The sequence below is a fragment of the Salmonella sp. SAL03688 genome (assembly GCF_046551895.1).
GTDB classification, from domain to species: domain Bacteria; phylum Pseudomonadota; class Gammaproteobacteria; order Enterobacterales; family Enterobacteriaceae; genus Salmonella; species Salmonella enterica.
Genome location: NZ_JBGDVI010000005.1, coordinates 218,766 through 235,415, shown reverse-complemented (window position 1 = coordinate 235,415; position 16,650 = coordinate 218,766). Strand labels below are relative to the sequence as shown.

Below are 16,650 nucleotides of genomic sequence, written 5' to 3'. Positions count from 1 at the left end.
ATCTAAAACAACATAATTGACAGGGATATTGGGGTGAGAGGTAAAACCGTAAGGCGCCTGGCGGTGTTGGCGGCAGTAGGGCTACTTTGTCATGGCGCGTGGGCAGGGACGTGGAATATCGGTGTTTTGGCCATGCGCGGCGAGGCGTCTACGCGTAGCCACTGGCAACCGTTGGCAAAGACATTAAGCCAACAGCTTCCAGGCGAAACCTTTCACATCCAGCCGCTGGATCTGCATCAAATGCAGGAAGCCGTTAACCAGGGAACCGTGCAGTTTGTGATAACCAACCCGGCGCAATTTGTCCAACTGAACAGCCATGCGCCGCTGCGCTGGTTAGCTTCCCTGCGCTCCACGCGCGATGGGAAAGCGGTGAGTAATGTTATTGGCAGCGTGATTTTGACCCGGCGCGATAGCGGCATCACCACGGCGCATGATCTCATCGGTAAGACAGTCGGCGCGATTGATGCTCAGGCGTTTGGCGGCTATTTATTAGGCTATAAAGCGCTCAGCGACGCGGGCTTACGCCCGGAGCGCGATTTTCATCTTCGTTTTACCGGATTTCCTGGCGATGCCTTAATCTATATGCTGCGCGAAAAAGCGGTGCAGGCGGCAATTGTGCCAGTGTGCCTGTTAGAAAATATGGATCAGGAAGGATTGATTAATAAAAAGGACTTTATCGCGCTGCTTTCCCGACCGACGCCCCTGCCTTGCTTAACCAGTACGCCGTTATATCCTGACTGGTCGTTCGCGGCGCTACCTGCGGTAAGCGATGCGCTGGCGGATCGCGTAACGCGAGCGCTATTCAACGCGCCCGCCGCCGCGTCATTTCACTGGGGCGCGCCAGCGTCGACCAGTCAGGTGGAAGCGTTGCTGCGTGATGTTCGTCAGCACCCTCAGCAGCGTCGACTGTGGCTGGATGTCAAAAGTTGGTTAATCCAGCACCAGCTAATGGTCGGCGGCGTGATTTTGGCGTTCCTGTTGCTCACGCTCAATTATATTTGGGTCATGCTGCTGGTGCGTCGACGTGGAAAGCAACTGGAACGTAATAGCGTAGTTCTTCATCAGCATGAGCGGGCGCTGGAAACCGCCCGGCAAATGAGCGTGTTGGGTGAAATGACCTCCGGGTTTGCCCATGAGCTTAATCAGCCGCTTTCCGCGATTCGACATTATGCCCAGGGGTGCCTGATTCGACTGCGCGCTGCAGATGAACAGCATCCCTTGCTGCCGGCGCTGGAGCAGATTGACCAGCAGGCGCAACGCGGTGCGGATACTCTGCGTAACCTGCGTCACTGGGTCAGCCAGGCGCAGGGCAACCCGGTGCTAACCGAAGCGTGGAAGGCCATAGCCATTCGCGAGGCGATTGATCATGTCTGGCAATTGTTGCGTATGGCGCAACAGTTTCCGACAGTGACTCTGCATACCGAGGTTAGCGCTGCGCTGCGCGTAACGCTGCCATCAATGCTGCTGGAACAGGTGCTGGCGAATATCATTCTTAATGCGGCTCAGGCGGGCGCCACCCATTTATGGGTCGTTGCTGAATGCACTGAAAACGGCATCAGTATTGTTTTACAGGATAACGCCGGGGGAATCGACGAGGCGCTATTACGTCAGGCGTTTCAGCCGTTTATGACCACCCGTAAAGAGGGGATGGGCTTAGGACTGGCGATTTGCCAGCGGCTGGTGCGGTATGGGCAGGGCGATATCAGCATCAGGAACCAGACCGCGCCGGACGGTCTGTCGGGAACGGTGGTTACGATACATTTCTTACATGAAAATGGGGGCAGGGATGGCGACAATTCATCTACTGGATGATGATACGGCGGTCACTAACGCGTGCGCGTTTTTACTGGAAAGTCTGGGATATGACGTAAAATGCTGGACGCAGGGGGCGGATTTTTTGGCGCAGGCCAGTCTGTATCAGGCCGGGGTCGTATTACTGGATATGCGAATGCCGGTACTGGATGGGCAGGGCGTTCATGATGCGTTGCGCCAGTGCGGAAGTACCCTGGCGGTTGTTTTTCTTACCGGGCATGGCGATGTACCGATGGCCGTGGAGCAGATGAAACGCGGCGCCGTCGATTTTCTGCAAAAACCGGTATCGGTAAAACCGCTACAGGCGGCGCTGGAGCGTGCGCTGACGGTTTCATCGGCAGCGGTGGCGCGCCGTGAGATTATACTGTGTTATCAGCAGTTGACGCCGAAAGAGCGTGAGCTGGCCAGCCTGGTGGCAAAAGGATTTATGAACCGGGAAATTGCGGAAGCGATGAATATCGCGGTGCGTACCGTAGAGGTACACCGCGCCAGAGTCATGGAAAAAATGCAGGCCGGTAGCCTGGCGGAACTGATTAGGCGTTTCGAAAAAATGGCCTCGCCAGAGACCAGAATACGAACAACGTATGAGCCATGAATAATAAACTGCGTTATTTCTTTGATTTGCATCAAATTTTGTTTAATTGAGAAGACTGTTATATTCTGTTGGTTTGAGCTGGCGACGAGTAAAACGTATGACAAAACCGACAAAAGATGACGAACTGTACCGCGAGATGTGCCGGGTGGTGGGCAAGGTCGTGCTGGAAATGCGCGATCTGGGGCAGGAGCCTAAATATATTGTTATTGCGGGCGTGTTAAGAACCGCGCTGGCGAATCAACGCATCCAACGTAGCGCGTTAGAAAAACAGGCTATGGAAACCGTGATTAACGCTCTGGCGCGGTCATAGCCGCTATCAGGGTGGCAATAACGAAATCGCCTTTGAATTGTCGCGATTGTCACCATGGCGGGCGGGTTGCCCGCCGTTAGCGATGCGCAGGGTTATCAGGTGATGGCTAAGCGCAGCCCTAATGTATCAGGGTACGGCTCAAAATAATTCTGGCTGCGTAGATAGTCATCCGGATGTTCCGCCAGATAGTGCTTCAGCAGCGTTAACGGTGCCAGGATAGGTAGTCGGCCCGCCCGGTAGCCGAGAATCACCTCGCGTAATTCCGCGCGTTGCCTGCTGTTCAACGCGCGGTGAAAATAGCCCTGGATATGCATCAGCACATTGGTGTGATTTTTACGTGAAGCGGGGTGTCGCAGGATAGCCATCAGTTTTTCTCTGTATCGGACAAAGAAGGCATCCAGATCGTCCCACTCATGCAGACGCGCGACGAAAGGGCCAATTTCGCGGTAGCCGGCCTGGTGGTGGGCGAGAAGCTGAAGTTTATATCGGCTATGAAACGCGAGCAAACTGTGACGACTCAAGCCCTGCGCGCGTAGCGCATTTAATTCATGTAGCGCGAAGATACGTGCGATGAAATTCTCGCGTAGTACCGGATCGTGCAGGCGACCATCTTCCTCTATCGGCAGCCAGGGATATTTGTCCATCATCGCGGCGGTAAACAGCCCCGTGCCAGCTTTGCGGCCCCTGTTACCCTTTTCATCATACAGGCGAACGCGCTCCATTCCGCAACTGGGCGATTTTGCACACACAATAAACCCCGCCAGTTCGCCTATTGTTGGCAGAAACCGATCGGCAAAGGCATTCATTCGCTCGGTGACGTCATCGTGCGGGGCATGGCTATAGCGCATCCGAATGTCGCCACAGGTCGTCTGGATAAGACGCAGCGCAGGGCGGGGCACGGGCAGGCCGATCGCCACCTCCGGGCAGATCGGTTTGTAGTCTACCCACGGCGCCAGAGAGTTCATGACAAAATCCATACGCTTATGTCCGCCATCAAAGCGTACCGCGGCGCCAGTCAGACATCCGCTAATGCCGACTACGGGTTTGTTATTCATGATTCCCCCTTATTGAAAGTACGACGACTGACGCCAATGGTGCAAAATGTTATCTCACGCTGATTTAAAACTTACACAACTTTGTTTTTTTGTCTAAGTTTTCGCGGAGATTTTTTTGACGTAGTTAAATATCAATAAGATAGAATGAGGGGAAGAAATCTATTTCAGCGCTTATAGTGTGATAACCTCCAGCGAAGCGACCACGTTGCGCCACTGGGCAAGCTGTTTTTTCTGCCCGGCAGTGAGCTTTCCGGTGGTCACCAGGAACCATTTTCTCTGGGCGAACAGCTCGGGCGCCAGCACGACTGGGGGAGAGGGAAGCACATTGAGCCGCAGCTCTTGTCCGGTACGAGTCAACGCTTCCAGCCAGATTTCACAGTGATCCGAGAGATTCCATCCGCTAATAAAGGCATTGTTGCCAGGCGCTTTTCTGTCGCCTTCAAGGCAAAAAGAGGTGTAGGCAATAATGATGCCATCCAGTATTTCGCGCAGCGTCATCACGGCGGGAAGATGCGCGGACACTTTGCTGCGCAACGGACGCAATAAATGGGTCACCAGTTCTGCGCGGGGATATTCCCGGCCACAGTCATAAATCAACTGCCGCAGCGCGTCAATTCGCCCTTCGTGGAGATGTTGAAGCATCGTCTCCTGGATCGTTATCCAGTTATCGCCCAGGCGAATAACCGGACGCGACAGTAAGGGTTTGACCTGGCTTATCGGTACGCCTTTTCTCACCCAGTCGAGAATGCTAAGCGCTTGTCGAATATCGTCATCGCTGTATAAGCGATGTCCGCCATCAGTACGCTGCGGTTTCAATAAACCATAGCGTCGCTGCCATGCCCTTAGCGTGGCGGCATTGATACCGCATAGTCTGGCAAATTCGCCGATAGAATACGACATGGTAAAGCCCGTTAAATAAGGGGATTCTACTATATCATGATCAAATGAAGACTAAGGTAGTGATAAATGGTGCGGCATACCAGGGCATCCGTATGGATTTTGTCGATGATGAGCAATACTGCGTGGCGTAAGGCTCATCAAAATATGACCAATGCTTAATACCATCGGACGCCCCTGGTTAATACTCTATTAACCTCATTCTTCGGGCACAGTTAAGTAACTCTGTCACTTTATGAACCTGTAGCTTTCTCATCATATTCATCCGGTGTGTTTCGACGGTTTTTATACTGATATGTAGCTTTTCGCTGATCCCATGATTGGTATATCCCTCGTCAATAAGTTTAAGAACCTGACGCTCGCGCAAAGTAAGCAGTTGATGATTGGTCGTGTCAGCCTTTAATTCAGCCAGGATAGCTTCCCGATTCAACGTCGGGTCAATGTAACGCTTGTTTACTGCTACTGTTTGCAATGCCGCTAACAGAACTTGCTGACTACTGCTTTTTAAAACATAGCCATTAGCACCTGCGGCTAAAGTTTTAATGGTCATATACTCTTGTTGGTATGCTGTGTAAACCAGAATATTCATTGCTGGCCAACGCTGATGTAATTGAGGAATGATATCCAGGCCATTGATGCCAGGTAAGCTAAGATCAAGGATAAGTATGTCAGGCTCGTATGCGCAACAGGCATTATAAACCTCAAGACCATTTTTAACATGTTCTACAATTTTAAAATGAGGCCAGGGTAGTAAGGCATTCATAATGCCGTTAATGATGATTTCATGATCGTCTACTAATAAGATCTTATATTCTTTCATTTTGCTGCCCTCGCGAAAATTAAGATAATATTAAGTAATGGTGTAGTTTTTGAAGATCATACGTATTTTCTGGCGTAAGTCGGTTAGTTCCTCCAGCGCGATGATTTTCCCCATTTTTACGCGATTCTCAATGTCTATGACATAGCATACCAATTCAGTCTGCCCTATTTGACCTAAACAGCCTTTTAATGTGTGAATTAACTGATCGATTTTTTTTCCAGCCGATACGGCATTTTCAATATCAGCCAGCAAGAGGTCCAGTGATTGGGAAATCTTGCTATTAATGACCATATCATCTGTCGCCAGTAGCGCTGAGCAGCGACTTGGATCCTGCTCCTGTAGCTCTATATTTCGTAAAAGTTGGTATTCTGCGGCAATACTGATATAGCGAGCTAAGGTAGCCAATGTCACTGGTTTGGTAATGTAATGATGAATCCCATTTTTTTTACAACGATGAATATCTTCTGTCGCTACGCTAGCGGATAGCGCCACAAACATGCAGTCAGGATCTAAATTATTCGGCTCATCGTGCCATAATTGTACACATTCAATACCATCTATTTCTGGCATTCTAATGTCAATCAGTACTAAATCGAATCGCTGCTGTTGTGATAAAGTCAGAGCCTCGTTACTACTGGCGGCAATAGTGACGTGTTGGCCCAGGCTGACAAGCATTTTGCCGATGATATCCCGATTAATATCGGCATCATCAACCAAAAGAATCTGCAACTGCCAGGGTGGTAACAAATTATTTATTACTGGTATATTTGGTGTACACAATATTAACTGTTGCGCCAGGTCGTAGAGTTTTCCGGGGAAATACAAAAGCTCTGCGTTGAGAAGCGCATTTTGCTGGTGGGGTGGCTCGCCGCGTATTCCCCAGCAAGCCAGTTGCCGATGCAGGCAGAACGGCGCTGACAGTGTCCCTTTAATTGGTTGAGGCGGCTGGTATTCTTGTAAGGGTAATACTAGCGAGACACAGGTTCCAACCCCGGGGACACTTTTTAGTGTCAGATTACCGCCCATCATTTTAGCCAGGCTTGACGCAATAGTCAGTCCAATTCCTGTACCTTGCGAATTTGTGTCTGCTTGATAAAAAGCAGTAAAGATTTGAGACTGCTGCTGTATTTCAATCCCTTTACCGCTATCGCTAACCAGAAATATTAATTGTTCCTCATGACGCTTGACCGTCAGACGTATCCCTCCGGTTTCGGTAAATTTTACCGCGTTCCCGAGTAAATTAACCAAAATTTGCCGTAAACGGATACTGTCGGTATGAAAATAGAGAGGGACATGTTGACCGACAAAAGTACGTAATGACAGTTTTTTGCTTTGCGCCGGCCCCTGGATGGTTTGCATTGCCTGGTCCAGTAACGGCAGTAACGCTGTTTCTTCCATATGTAATGTGAAATGACCAGACTCGATGCGTGAAAAATCCAGCAGATTATTAATAATAGCTAACAAAGACAGTGTACAATTCCTGGCGGTATCAGCTAATCCTTCCTGCTCTATGTTTAAAGGGGTGGTTTGTAATAATTCAATCGCACCGAGTACGCCATTCATCGGAGTACGTAACTCATGACTTATTACCGTAAGATGAATGCTTTTACGTTTGTTAGCTTGCTCAGCGCGTTTTTTTGCTTCATTTAGCGCCTGGGTGCGCTCTGCGACTTTGTTTTCCAGATTGTCGTATTGGACTTGTAGAGCATCAAGCAGTTGGTTAAAAGCACCGGCAATACTATCTAATTCATCCAGTCGTTGTGCTGGTAAACGTGTGCTCAGCGGTGAAGTTGCGGTTTTATTAATGACATCGACAAAACGCCATAACGGTTTGGCCAGTGAGCGATGTAGTAACCAGCAAAAAGCCGACGTCATCAACACCAATGCTGTTAATGTAAAGGGGATTTGTTGAAGGATAATTTTTAAGATGCGATTATGTAGATTACCGTATGGGTACAGCGTAACCAGACTCCATCCGGGGCCATGCAAGGTTGTGCGTAATATCAGAAATCCGGGAATTTGCTGCCATCCATCATGCAGCGTTACATTTTCTAACTGTGTACGTATTTTTTGCGGGATGTATGAAAACGGCAATAAGTGGTCGTTTTGATCCAGCCATACTCGAATACTATCATCTAATGGTAGGTGGCTCTTGGTAATGAGATCGGGAAGTTTAACCGTCACCCCAAAAAATACGCCTTGCTGATCGGCAACCGCAACGGAAGCGTGCCATCCTTTGCCGTTTATGTATTCTGGTTCACTCCAGTAAAACCCGGCATGGGTTGGGTATAAAGGAAAGCTTTTTCGCGTTAAAGGCTGTAGAGTTGAATAATCTGAAGGGTTATCAGTAGATAATAACGAAATCTCATTTTTATGATTAAGAATAAAACTATCGCGACGAAAGCTTTTTTCATCGATATCAGAGGACTGCAGAAAGAGACGGTGCTTCTCTCCGTTTAGCGTCGGCGTGCAATTTGAAGGACCGACAGAAAGATGCCGGCTCACCTCAGGGAAAATATCGTTATGATGAATCTCAGTCGCTAATGAGCATTGATACATTAAATTTTTAGCGTCACGTTCAGCTTCTTCAAACCGTTGATTGCTTAGTACAATATTCATCTCGGATAGAACGGATAAATCCTCTATTATATGCTGCCGTTTCTGAACCATTGATATATAAGCTGCGGTAAGCACAGATAGCAGCCAAATAATTATTATTGTTAATAAAAATAAAAAAGTTAGCCTGATTACTAAAGATGTTTGCAGCGTATTCTTGAGATTGAGCAAATTCATAATGCTTTCCTCCAGTTGCCTGTTGCAAAATCTTTGGCACTTGATCACTATCGCAGTACATATAGTTTCATCAGAAGATTAATCGATGGTGTTATCATTAGGAAGATAAATTTCTTCATATATAACCCAGTCGATGACTACAATTACTTTTTAATAAGGTGGCGATGTAAAAACATCGTAACAGTTTATTTAATAAATAATTTTTCAAATTGTAATTTTTTATGTCAACGCTGAAAGTGCAATTGTGAATTTATCGGAAAATCCGAATGATAGAATCGCCTGTGACAAGGTATATGTAGACAGCATCCTGATATTGTACAAGAAGAGTATAGTCGAAATAAATGTGAATCAGGCTTTTTACGGATGTGGTTGTGAGCGAATTTGATAGAAACTCCCATTTATGTCTGAGGAGGGATTCATGCTGGCAGTTTTAAAAGGCATTCCATTAATTCAGGATATCAAGGCCGAAGGTAATAGCCGATCCTGGATAATGACTATTGATGGGCATCCTGCCAGAGGAGAAATTTTCTCAGAAGCATTTTCTATTTCTTTGTTCTTAAATGACCTGGAAAGCTTACCTAAGCCTTGTCTTGCCTATGTGACACTACTGCTTGCAGCACACCCGGACGTCCATGATTATGCTATACAGCTCACAGCGGATGGGGGATGGTTAAACGGTTATTATACCACAAGTAGTAGCTCTGAGCTTATTGCTATTGAGATAGAAAAACACTTGGCTTTAACATGCATTTTAAAAAATGTAATACGCAATCACCATAAACTTTATTCGGGTGGGGTATAAAATGGTAGTAAATAAACGTTTAATCTTAATTTTACTATTTATACTCAATACAGCAAAGAGTGATGAGTTATCATGGAAAGGTAATGACTTCACCCTTTATGCCAGACAAATGCCATTAGCAGAGGTTTTACATCTGCTCTCAGAGAACTATGATACGGCTATTACTATTAGCCCATTGATAACAGCTACATTTAGTGGGAAAATTCCGCCTGGACCACCGGTCGATATTTTGAATAACCTGGCAGCACAATATGATTTGCTTACCTGGTTTGATGGTAGCATGTTATATGTATATCCTGCATCGTTATTAAAACATCAGGTTATCACTTTCAACATTTTATCTACTGGACGGTTCATTCATTACTTACGCAGCCAGAATATCCTTTCATCACCGGGATGCGAGGTTAAAGAAATTACCGGTACCAGAGCTGTGGAGGTGAGCGGTGTTCCCAGCTGTCTGACTCGTATTAGTCAATTAGCTTCAGTGCTGGATAATGCGTTAATCAAACGAAAAGACAGTGCGGTGAGTGTAAGTATATACACGCTTAAGTATGCCACTGCGATGGATACCCAATACCAATATCGCGATCAGTCCGTCGTGGTTCCAGGGGTCGTGAGTGTATTGCGTGAGATGAGTAAAACCAGCGTACCGGCGTCATCGACGACCAATGGTTCACCCGCTACACAGGCATTGCCCATGTTTGCTGCCGACCCACGCCAGAATGCAGTGATCGTTCGTGATTATGCGGCCAATATGGCCGGGTATCGGAAACTCATCACAGAATTAGATCAACGCCAGCAGATGATAGAGATTTCGGTGAAAATTATCGATGTTAATGCTGGAGATATTAACCAGTTAGGCATCGACTGGGGAACGGCAGTGTCGCTGGGTGGCAAGAAAATTGCGTTCAATACAGGTTTGAATGACGGTGGTGCTAGCGGTTTTTCAACGGTAATCAGCGATACCTCAAACTTTATGGTGCGTTTGAATGCCCTGGAAAAAAGCTCTCAGGCTTATGTACTTTCCCAGCCATCTGTGGTGACTTTAAATAATATCCAGGCTGTGCTGGATAAAAATATTACTTTCTATACCAAACTGCAGGGAGAAAAAGTGGCTAAACTTGAATCCATCACTACGGGTTCTTTGTTGCGCGTTACACCTCGCTTGTTAAATGACAATGGCACGCAAAAAATAATGCTTAATCTTAATATTCAGGATGGACAACAAAGTGATACGCAAAGCGAAACAGATCCGCTACCCGAAGTGCAAAATTCTGAAATTGCTTCGCAAGCCACATTATTGGCCGGACAAAGTCTATTGCTGGGAGGGTTTAAACAAGGTAAACAAATCCACTCGCAAAACAAAATCCCTTTATTGGGCGATATCCCTGTCGTAGGTCATTTGTTTCGCAATGATACGACTCAAGTACATAGTGTAATCAGGCTTTTTTTGATTAAAGCCTCAGTAGTAAATAATGGCATATCTCATGGTTAATCCAAAGAGTTCCTGGAAAATACGTTTTTTAGGTCACGTTTTACAAGGCCGGGAAGTATGGCTGAATGAAGGTAACCTGTCACTGGGGGAGAAGGGATGCGATATTTGTATTCCGCTGGCTATAAATGAAAAAATTATTCTGAGAGAACAGGCAGATAGTTTATTTGTTGATGCCGGGAAAGCCAGAGTTAGAGTTAATGGCCGCAGATTTAATCCAAATAAGCCGCTACCATCCAGTGGGGTTTTGCAGGTTGCGGGAGTGGCTATCGCGTTTGGTAAACAGGATTGTGAACTTGCTGATTATCAAATACCCGTTTCCAGATCAGGCTACTGGTGGTTGGCTGGCGTATTCTTGATTTTCATCGGTGGAATGGGTGTCCTGTTAAGTATTAGTGGTCAGCCTGAAACGGTAAATGACTTACCTTTGCGGGTTAAGTTTTTATTAGACAAAAGCAATATTCATTATGTGCGGGCGCAATGGAAAGAAGATGGAAGCCTGCAGTTGTCCGGTTATTGCTCGTCAAGCGAACAGATGCAAAAGGTGAGAGCGACTCTCGAATCATGGGGGGTCATGTATCGGGACGGTGTAATCTGTGATGACTTATTGATACGAGAAGTGCAGGATGTTTTGATAAAAATGGGTTACCCGCATGCTGAAGTATCCAGCGAAGGGCCGGGGAGCGTGTTAATTCATGATGATATACAAATGGATCAGCAATGGCGTAAGGTTCAACCATTACTTGCAGATATTCCCGGGTTATTGCACTGGCAGATTAGTCATTCTCATCAGTCTCAGGGGGATGATATTATTTCTGCGATAATAGAGAACGGTTTAGTGGGCCTTGTCAATGTTACGCCAATGCGGCGCTCTTTTGTTATCAGTGGTGTACTGGATGAATCTCATCAACGCATTTTGCAAGAAACGTTAGCAGCATTAAAGAAAAAGGACCCCGCTCTTTCTTTAATTTATCAGGATATTGCGCCTTCTCATGATGAAAGCAAGTATCTGCCTGCGCCAGTGGCTGGCTTTGTACAGAGTCGCCATGGTAATTACTTATTACTGACGAATAAAGAGCGTTTACGTGTAGGGGCATTGTTACCCAATGGGGGAGAAATTGTCCATCTGAGTGCCGATGTGGTAACGATTAAACATTATGATACTTTGATTAACTATCCATTAGATTTTAAGTGAGTGGAAAATGACAACTCTGACCCGGTTAGAAGATTTGCTGCTTCATTCGCGTGAAGAGGCCAAAGGCATAATTTTACAATTAAGGGCTGCCCGGAAACAGTTAGAAGAGAACAACGGTAGGTTACAGGATCCGCAGCAATATCAGCAAAACACCTTATTGCTTGAAGCGATCGAGCAGGCCGAAAATATCATCAACATTATTTATTATCGTTACCATAACAGCGCACTTGTAGTGAGTGAGCAAGAGTAAAGTAAAAATATCTTAGAGCCTATCCCACCAGGCGTTAATTGGCGCAGCCAGCCTGGACACGGACAGCGCGCAAAAACCGGAGCGTACACGTAGCACGTGAGGTTTGACTCGCTACGCTCGCCCTTCGGGCCGCCGCTAGCGGCGTTCAAAACGCTAACGCGTTTTGGCGAGCACTGCCCAGGACCAAAATGGCAAGTAAAATAGCCCTAATGGGATAGGCTCTTAGTTAGCACGTTAATTATCTATCGTGTATATGGAGGGGAATGATGATAAAGAAAAAGGCTGCGTTTAGTGAATATCGTGATTTAGAGCAAAGTTACATGCAGCTAAATCACTGTCTTAAAAAATTTCACCAAATCCGGGCTAAGGTGAGTCAACAGCTTGCTGAAAGGGCAGAGAGCCCCAAAAAAAGCAGAGAGACAGAGAGTATTCTTCATAACCTATTTCCACAAGGCGTTGCCGGGGTTAACCAGGAGGCCGAGAAGGATTTAAAGAAAATAGTAAGTTTGTTTAAACAACTTGAAGTACGACTGAAACAACTTAATGCTCAAGCCCCGGTGGAGATACCGTCAGGAAAAACAAAAAGGTAAAGCATAATGTCTTCAGGAAACATCTTATGGGGAAGTCAAAACCCTATTGTGTTTAAAAATAGTTTCGGCGTTAGCAACACTGATACCGGGGGGCAGGATGACTTATCCCAGCAAAATCCGTTTGCCGAAGGGTATGGTGTTTTGCTTATTCTCCTTATGGTTATTCAGGCTATTGCAAACGATAAATTTATTGAAGTCCAGAAGAACGCTGAACGTGCCAGAAATACCCAGGAAAAGTCAAATGAGATGGATGAGGTGATTGCTAAAGCAGCCAAAGGGGATGCTAAAACCAAAGAGGAGGTACCTGAGGATGTAATTAAATACATGCGTGATAATGGTATTCTCATCGATGGTCTGACCATTGATGAATATATGGCTAAATATGGCGATCATGGGAAGCTGGATAAAGGTGGTCTACAGGCGGTCAAAGCGGCTTTGGATAACGATGCCAACCGGAATACCGATCTTATGAGTCAGGGGCAGATAATAATTCAAAAAATGTCTCAGGAGCTTAACGCTGTCCTTACCCAACTGACGGGGCTTATCAGTAAGTGGGGGGAGATTTCCAGTATGATAGCGCAGAAAACGTACTCATGAAAAAAGACCCGACCCTACAACAGGCACATGACACGATGCGGTTTTTCCGGCGTGGCGGCTCGCTGCGTATGTTGTTGGATGACGATGTTACACAGCCGCTTAATACTCTGTATCGCTATGCCATGCAGCTTATGGAGGTAAAAGAGTTCGCCGGCGCAGCGCGACTTTTTCAATTGTTGACGATATATGATGCCTGGTCATTTGACTATTGGTTTCGGTTAGGGGAATGCTGCCAGGCTCAAAAACATTGGGGGGAAGCGATATACGCTTATGGACGCGCGGCACAAATTAAGATTGATGCGCCGCAGGTGCCATGGGCCGCAGCGGAATGCTACCTCGCGTGTGATAACGTTTGTTATGCAATAAAAGCGTTAAAGGCCGTGGTGCGTATTTGCGGCGAGGTCAGTGAACATCAAATCCTCCGATTGCGTGCAGAAAAGATGTTACAGCAACTTTCTGACAGGAGCTAAAAATGAATCGAATTCACAGTAATAGCGATAGCGCCGCAGGAGTAACCGCCTTAACACATCATCACTTAAGCAATGTCAGTTGCGTTTCCTCGGGTTCGCTGGGAACGCGCCAGCATCGTGTGAATTCTACTTTTGGCGATGGCAACGCCATGTCTCTGCTATCAGGGAAAATTAGTCTTCAGGAGGCAAGCAATGCGTTGAAGCAACTGCTTGATGCCGTACCCGGAAATGATAAGCGTCCATCATTGCCTGACTTTTTGCATATCAATCCCACTGTTTTATCAATGATGATGACGTCATTAATACTCAACGTCTTTGGTAATAACGCTCAATCGTTATGTCAACAGCTTGAGCGGGCAACTGAGGTGCAAAATGCATTGCGTAATAAGCAGGTAAAGGAGTATCAGGAGCAGATCCAGAAAGCGATAGAGCAGGAGGATAAAGCGCGTAAAGCGGGCATTTTTGGCGCTATTTTTGACTGGCTTACTGGCATATTTGAAACCGTGATTGGCGCCTTAAAAGTTGTGGAAGGTTTTCTGTCCGGTAATCCCGCAGAAATGGCTAGCGGCGTAGCTTATATAGCCGCAGGTTGTGCAGGAATGGTTAAAGCCGGAGCCGAAACGGCAATGATGTGCGGTGCTGACCACGATACCTGTCAGGCGATTATTGACGTGGCAAGTAAAATTCAAGTTGGTTGTGAAGTCGTCGCGATGGCACTGGATGTTTTCCAGATTGGTCGTGCTTTTATGGCGACGAGAGGCTTATCTGGCGCAGCTGCAAAAGTGCTTGACTCCGGCTTAGGCGAAGAAATGGTTGAGCGTATGGTTGGTGCAGGGGAAGCAGAAATAGAGGAGTTGGCTGAAAAGTTTGGCGAAGAGGTGAGCGAAAAGTTTTCCAAACAATTTGAGGCGATTGAACGTGAAATGGTTTCGCCGGGCGAGATGGAAGAGGAGTCTGCTGAGTTTTCTCGTAAGGTAGAAAATAATATGACAAAAAATGCGGGAAAAAGTTTTACGAAAGAGGGGGTGAAAGCCATGGCAAAAGAAGCGGCAAAAGAAGCCCTGGAAAAATGTGCGCAAGAAGGGGGAAAGTTTCTGTTAAAAAATTTTCGTAATAAAGTTCTCTGGAATATGTTCAAAAAAATCCTGTATGCCTTACTGAGTGATTGTTCATTTAAAGGCTTACAGGCTATCAGATGTGCAACCGAGGGCGCCAGTCAGATGAATACTGGCATGGTTAACACAGAAAAAGCGAAGCTCGAAAAGAAAATAGAGCAATTAATAACTCAGCAACGGTTTCTGGATTTCATAATGCAACAAACGGAAGACCAAAAAAAGATAGAACAAAAACGCTTAGAGGAGCTTTATAAGAGTAGCGGTGCCGCGCTTAGAGATGTATTAGATACCATTGATCACTATAGTAGCGTTCAGGCGAGAATAGCTGGCTGTCGCGCTTAATCTGAGGATAAAAATATGGAAGCGAGTAACGTAGCACTGGTATTACCAGCACCTTCCTTGTTAACGCCTTCTTCCAGTCAAGCTCCCTCCGGGGAGGGAATGGGTACTGAATCAATGCTTCTGTTATTTGATGATATCTGGACGAAGCTAATGGAGCTTGCCAAAAAGTTGCGCGATATCATGCGCAGCTATAACGTAGTAAAACAACGGCTGGGCTGGGAACTGCAAGTCAATGTTTTACAGACGCAAATGAAAACAATTGATGAAGCGTTTAGAGCATCAATGATTACTGCGGGTGGCGCAATATTGTCGGGCGTGCTGACGATAGGATTAGGGGCTGTAGGCGGGGAAACCGGTCTTATAGCGGGTCAAGCCGTAGGCCACACAGCTGGGGGCGTCATGGGCCTGGGGGCTGGTGTAGCGCAACGTCAAAGTGATCAGGATAAAGCGATTGCCGACCTGCAACAAAATGGGGCCCAATCTTATAATAAATCCCTGACGGAAATTATGGAGAAAGCAACTGAAATTATGCAACAAATCATGGGCGTGGGGTCGTCACTGGTCGCGGTTCTTGCTGAAATACTCCGGGCATTAACGAGGTAAACATGGTGCAAGAAATAGAGCAATGGTTGCGTCGGCATCAGGTGTTTACTGAGCCTGCATATTTAGGGGAGACCGCCATATTACTTGGGCAGCAGTTTATATTATCGCCTTACCTGGTGATCTATCGTATTGAGGCAAAAGAAATGATTATTTGTGAGTTCAGGCGCCTGACGCCCGGGCAACCTCGACCACAGCAATTGTTTCACTTACTGGGACTTTTACGCGGGATATTTGTGCATCACCCGCAGTTAACATGTTTAAAGATGTTGATAATCACCGACGTTCTGGATGAAAAAAAAGCCATGCTACGCAGGAAATTATTGCGCATCCTGACAGTAATGGGAGCGACCTTTACACAGCTTGATGGCGATAACTGGACAGTTTTATCCGCCGAGCATCTTATCCAGCGACGTTTTTAAATGACCTTCCTGACGTAAATCATTATCACGTGAAAATAACAATCAATAGGTATGATGATGAAAGAAGATCAGAAAAATAAAATACCCGAAGACATTCTGAAACAGCTATTATCCGTTGATCCGGAAACCGTTTATGCCAGTGGTTACGCCTCATGGCAGGAGGGGGATTATTCGCGCGCCGTAATCGATTTTAGTTGGCTGGTGATGGCCCAGCCATGGAGTTGGCGTGCCCATATTGCATTGGCTAGCACCTGGATGATGCTTAAAGAATACACGACGGCCATTAATTTCTATGGACATGCCTTGATGCTGGATGCCAGCCATCCAGAACCGGTTTACCAAACGGGCGTCTGTCTCAAAATGATGGGGGAACCCGGGTTGGCGAGAGAGGCTTTTCAAACCGCAATCAAGATGAGTTATGCGGATGCCTCATGGAGTGAGATTCGCCAGAATGCGCAAATAATGGTTGATACTCTTATTGCTTAAATAACAG

Annotated in this window: 18 protein-coding genes; 14 read left to right on the top strand and 4 right to left on the bottom strand. The window is 46.5% G+C overall.

Annotation, left to right across the window (positions count from 1 at the left end; translation table 11 throughout):
- Positions 1–33: 33 nt before the first annotated feature.
- The 3 genes from ttrS (at position 34) to fumD (ending at position 2,717) form a co-directional block, all read left to right on the top strand.
- Positions 34–1,812, top strand: coding sequence for a tetrathionate respiration histidine kinase TtrS (gene ttrS, locus ACLJR2_RS07660; RefSeq protein ID WP_001214423.1), 1,779 nt, complete (start codon positions 34–36; stop codon positions 1,810–1,812).
- Positions 1,787–2,407: a tetrathionate respiration response regulator TtrR gene (ttrR, locus tag ACLJR2_RS07655; RefSeq protein ID WP_000190927.1), complete on the top strand. Its 621-nt coding sequence runs from the start codon at positions 1,787–1,789 to the stop codon at positions 2,405–2,407. The genes ttrS and ttrR overlap by 26 nt, the downstream gene beginning before the upstream one ends.
- Before the next feature lie 97 nt (positions 2,408–2,504).
- Positions 2,505–2,717, top strand: coding sequence for a fumarate hydratase FumD (fumD, locus tag ACLJR2_RS07650; RefSeq protein ID WP_000165779.1), 213 nt, complete (start codon positions 2,505–2,507; stop codon positions 2,715–2,717).
- A gap of 95 nt (positions 2,718–2,812) precedes the next feature.
- On the opposite strand, the gene mlrB is transcribed toward fumD, so the two are convergent.
- The 4 genes from mlrB to ACLJR2_RS07630 all read right to left on the bottom strand — a co-directional run bounded on the left by mlrB (position 2,813) and on the right by ACLJR2_RS07630 (position 8,282).
- Entirely contained in the window at positions 2,813–3,772 is a 960-nt protein-coding gene (mlrB, locus tag ACLJR2_RS07645) for a transcriptional regulator MlrB (RefSeq protein ID WP_001060723.1), read from the bottom strand.
- A 171-nt stretch (positions 3,773–3,943) separates the two neighbouring features.
- A complete protein-coding gene (locus ACLJR2_RS07640; protein WP_000122323.1) occupies positions 3,944–4,672 on the bottom strand; it encodes a MerR family transcriptional regulator in 729 nt (242 codons plus the stop codon).
- 178 nt (positions 4,673–4,850) lie between these two features.
- Positions 4,851–5,489 carry a two component system response regulator gene (locus ACLJR2_RS07635; RefSeq protein WP_000666334.1) on the bottom strand — a complete coding sequence of 213 codons (639 nt, stop codon included), beginning with the start codon at positions 5,487–5,489 and terminating at the stop codon, positions 4,851–4,853.
- Positions 5,490–5,519: 30 nt separating this feature from the next.
- Positions 5,520–8,282 (bottom strand): two component system sensor kinase, encoded by a 2,763-nt coding sequence (locus ACLJR2_RS07630; RefSeq protein WP_001534761.1) that lies wholly within the window; start codon positions 8,280–8,282, stop codon positions 5,520–5,522.
- A 400-nt stretch (positions 8,283–8,682) separates the two neighbouring features.
- Here ACLJR2_RS07630 and spiC point away from each other — a divergent pair, with 400 nt between their 5' ends.
- The 11 genes from spiC to sscB all read left to right on the top strand — a co-directional run bounded on the left by spiC (position 8,683) and on the right by sscB (position 16,643).
- Complete coding sequence (gene spiC / locus ACLJR2_RS07625; protein ID WP_001562740.1) at positions 8,683–9,084, top strand: SPI-2 type III secretion system protein SpiC; 402 nt, start codon at positions 8,683–8,685, stop codon at positions 9,082–9,084.
- Between the two features lies 1 nt (position 9,085).
- Positions 9,086–10,579, top strand: a complete 1,494-nt coding sequence (gene spiA / locus ACLJR2_RS07620) for an SPI-2 type III secretion system protein SpiA (protein WP_000261287.1) — start codon at positions 9,086–9,088, stop codon at positions 10,577–10,579.
- Positions 10,560–11,771 (top strand): SctD family type III secretion system inner membrane ring subunit SsaD, encoded by a 1,212-nt coding sequence (ssaD, locus tag ACLJR2_RS07615; RefSeq protein WP_000323785.1) that lies wholly within the window; start codon positions 10,560–10,562, stop codon positions 11,769–11,771. The genes spiA and ssaD overlap by 20 nt, the downstream gene beginning before the upstream one ends.
- 7 nt (positions 11,772–11,778) lie before the next feature.
- Entirely contained in the window at positions 11,779–12,021 is a 243-nt protein-coding gene (ssaE, locus tag ACLJR2_RS07610; protein WP_000210204.1) for a YscE family type III secretion system co-chaperone SsaE, read from the top strand.
- A 263-nt stretch (positions 12,022–12,284) separates the two neighbouring features.
- Positions 12,285–12,611 carry an SPI-2 type III secretion system chaperone SseA gene (sseA, locus tag ACLJR2_RS07605; RefSeq protein WP_000972855.1) on the top strand — a complete coding sequence of 109 codons (327 nt, stop codon included), beginning with the start codon at positions 12,285–12,287 and terminating at the stop codon, positions 12,609–12,611.
- 6 nt (positions 12,612–12,617) lie between these two features.
- Positions 12,618–13,208 carry an SPI-2 type III secretion system translocon protein SseB gene (gene sseB / locus ACLJR2_RS07600; protein ID WP_000094430.1) on the top strand — a complete coding sequence of 197 codons (591 nt, stop codon included), beginning with the start codon at positions 12,618–12,620 and terminating at the stop codon, positions 13,206–13,208.
- Positions 13,205–13,678 (top strand): SycD/LcrH family type III secretion system chaperone SscA, encoded by a 474-nt coding sequence (gene sscA, locus ACLJR2_RS07595; RefSeq protein WP_000711027.1) that lies wholly within the window; start codon positions 13,205–13,207, stop codon positions 13,676–13,678. The genes sseB and sscA overlap by 4 nt, the downstream gene beginning before the upstream one ends.
- Positions 13,679–13,680: 2 nt before the next feature.
- On the top strand, positions 13,681–15,135 hold the full coding sequence (locus ACLJR2_RS07590; RefSeq protein ID WP_001534764.1) for a type III secretion system translocon protein: 1,455 nt from the start codon (positions 13,681–13,683) through the stop codon (positions 15,133–15,135).
- A gap of 15 nt (positions 15,136–15,150) precedes the next feature.
- Positions 15,151–15,738: an SPI-2 type III secretion system translocon protein SseD gene (gene sseD / locus ACLJR2_RS07585; RefSeq protein ID WP_000388317.1), complete on the top strand. Its 588-nt coding sequence runs from the start codon at positions 15,151–15,153 to the stop codon at positions 15,736–15,738.
- A gap of 2 nt (positions 15,739–15,740) precedes the next feature.
- Positions 15,741–16,157 carry an LcrR family type III secretion system chaperone SseE gene (gene sseE / locus ACLJR2_RS07580; protein ID WP_000249606.1) on the top strand — a complete coding sequence of 139 codons (417 nt, stop codon included), beginning with the start codon at positions 15,741–15,743 and terminating at the stop codon, positions 16,155–16,157.
- Positions 16,158–16,208: 51 nt separating this feature from the next.
- Positions 16,209–16,643: a SycD/LcrH family type III secretion system chaperone SscB gene (sscB, locus tag ACLJR2_RS07575; protein ID WP_000979965.1), complete on the top strand. Its 435-nt coding sequence runs from the start codon at positions 16,209–16,211 to the stop codon at positions 16,641–16,643.
- Positions 16,644–16,650 lie beyond the last annotated feature (7 nt).

Bases quoted from the DNA above. Each gene is read 5' to 3' on its own strand.
- ttrR (WP_000190927.1), top strand. From the start codon at position 1,787: ATGGCGACAATTCATCTACTGGATGATGATACGGCGGTCACTAACGCG.
- fumD (WP_000165779.1), top strand. From the start codon at position 2,505: ATGACAAAACCGACAAAAGATGACGAACTGTACCGCGAGATGTGCCGG.
- mlrB (WP_001060723.1), bottom strand. From the start codon at position 3,772: ATGAATAACAAACCCGTAGTCGGCATTAGCGGATGTCTGACTGGCGCC.
- ACLJR2_RS07640 (WP_000122323.1), bottom strand. From the start codon at position 4,672: ATGTCGTATTCTATCGGCGAATTTGCCAGACTATGCGGTATCAATGCC.
- ACLJR2_RS07635 (WP_000666334.1), bottom strand. From the start codon at position 5,489: ATGAAAGAATATAAGATCTTATTAGTAGACGATCATGAAATCATCATT.
- ACLJR2_RS07630 (WP_001534761.1), bottom strand. From the start codon at position 8,282: ATGAATTTGCTCAATCTCAAGAATACGCTGCAAACATCTTTAGTAATC.
- spiC (WP_001562740.1), top strand. From the start codon at position 8,683: ATGTCTGAGGAGGGATTCATGCTGGCAGTTTTAAAAGGCATTCCATTA.
- spiA (WP_000261287.1), top strand. From the start codon at position 9,086: ATGGTAGTAAATAAACGTTTAATCTTAATTTTACTATTTATACTCAAT.
- ssaD (WP_000323785.1), top strand. From the start codon at position 10,560: ATGGCATATCTCATGGTTAATCCAAAGAGTTCCTGGAAAATACGTTTT.
- ssaE (WP_000210204.1), top strand. From the start codon at position 11,779: ATGACAACTCTGACCCGGTTAGAAGATTTGCTGCTTCATTCGCGTGAA.
- sseA (WP_000972855.1), top strand. From the start codon at position 12,285: ATGATGATAAAGAAAAAGGCTGCGTTTAGTGAATATCGTGATTTAGAG.
- sseB (WP_000094430.1), top strand. From the start codon at position 12,618: ATGTCTTCAGGAAACATCTTATGGGGAAGTCAAAACCCTATTGTGTTT.
- sscA (WP_000711027.1), top strand. From the start codon at position 13,205: ATGAAAAAAGACCCGACCCTACAACAGGCACATGACACGATGCGGTTT.
- ACLJR2_RS07590 (WP_001534764.1), top strand. From the start codon at position 13,681: ATGAATCGAATTCACAGTAATAGCGATAGCGCCGCAGGAGTAACCGCC.
- sseD (WP_000388317.1), top strand. From the start codon at position 15,151: ATGGAAGCGAGTAACGTAGCACTGGTATTACCAGCACCTTCCTTGTTA.
- sseE (WP_000249606.1), top strand. From the start codon at position 15,741: ATGGTGCAAGAAATAGAGCAATGGTTGCGTCGGCATCAGGTGTTTACT.
- sscB (WP_000979965.1), top strand. From the start codon at position 16,209: ATGATGATGAAAGAAGATCAGAAAAATAAAATACCCGAAGACATTCTG.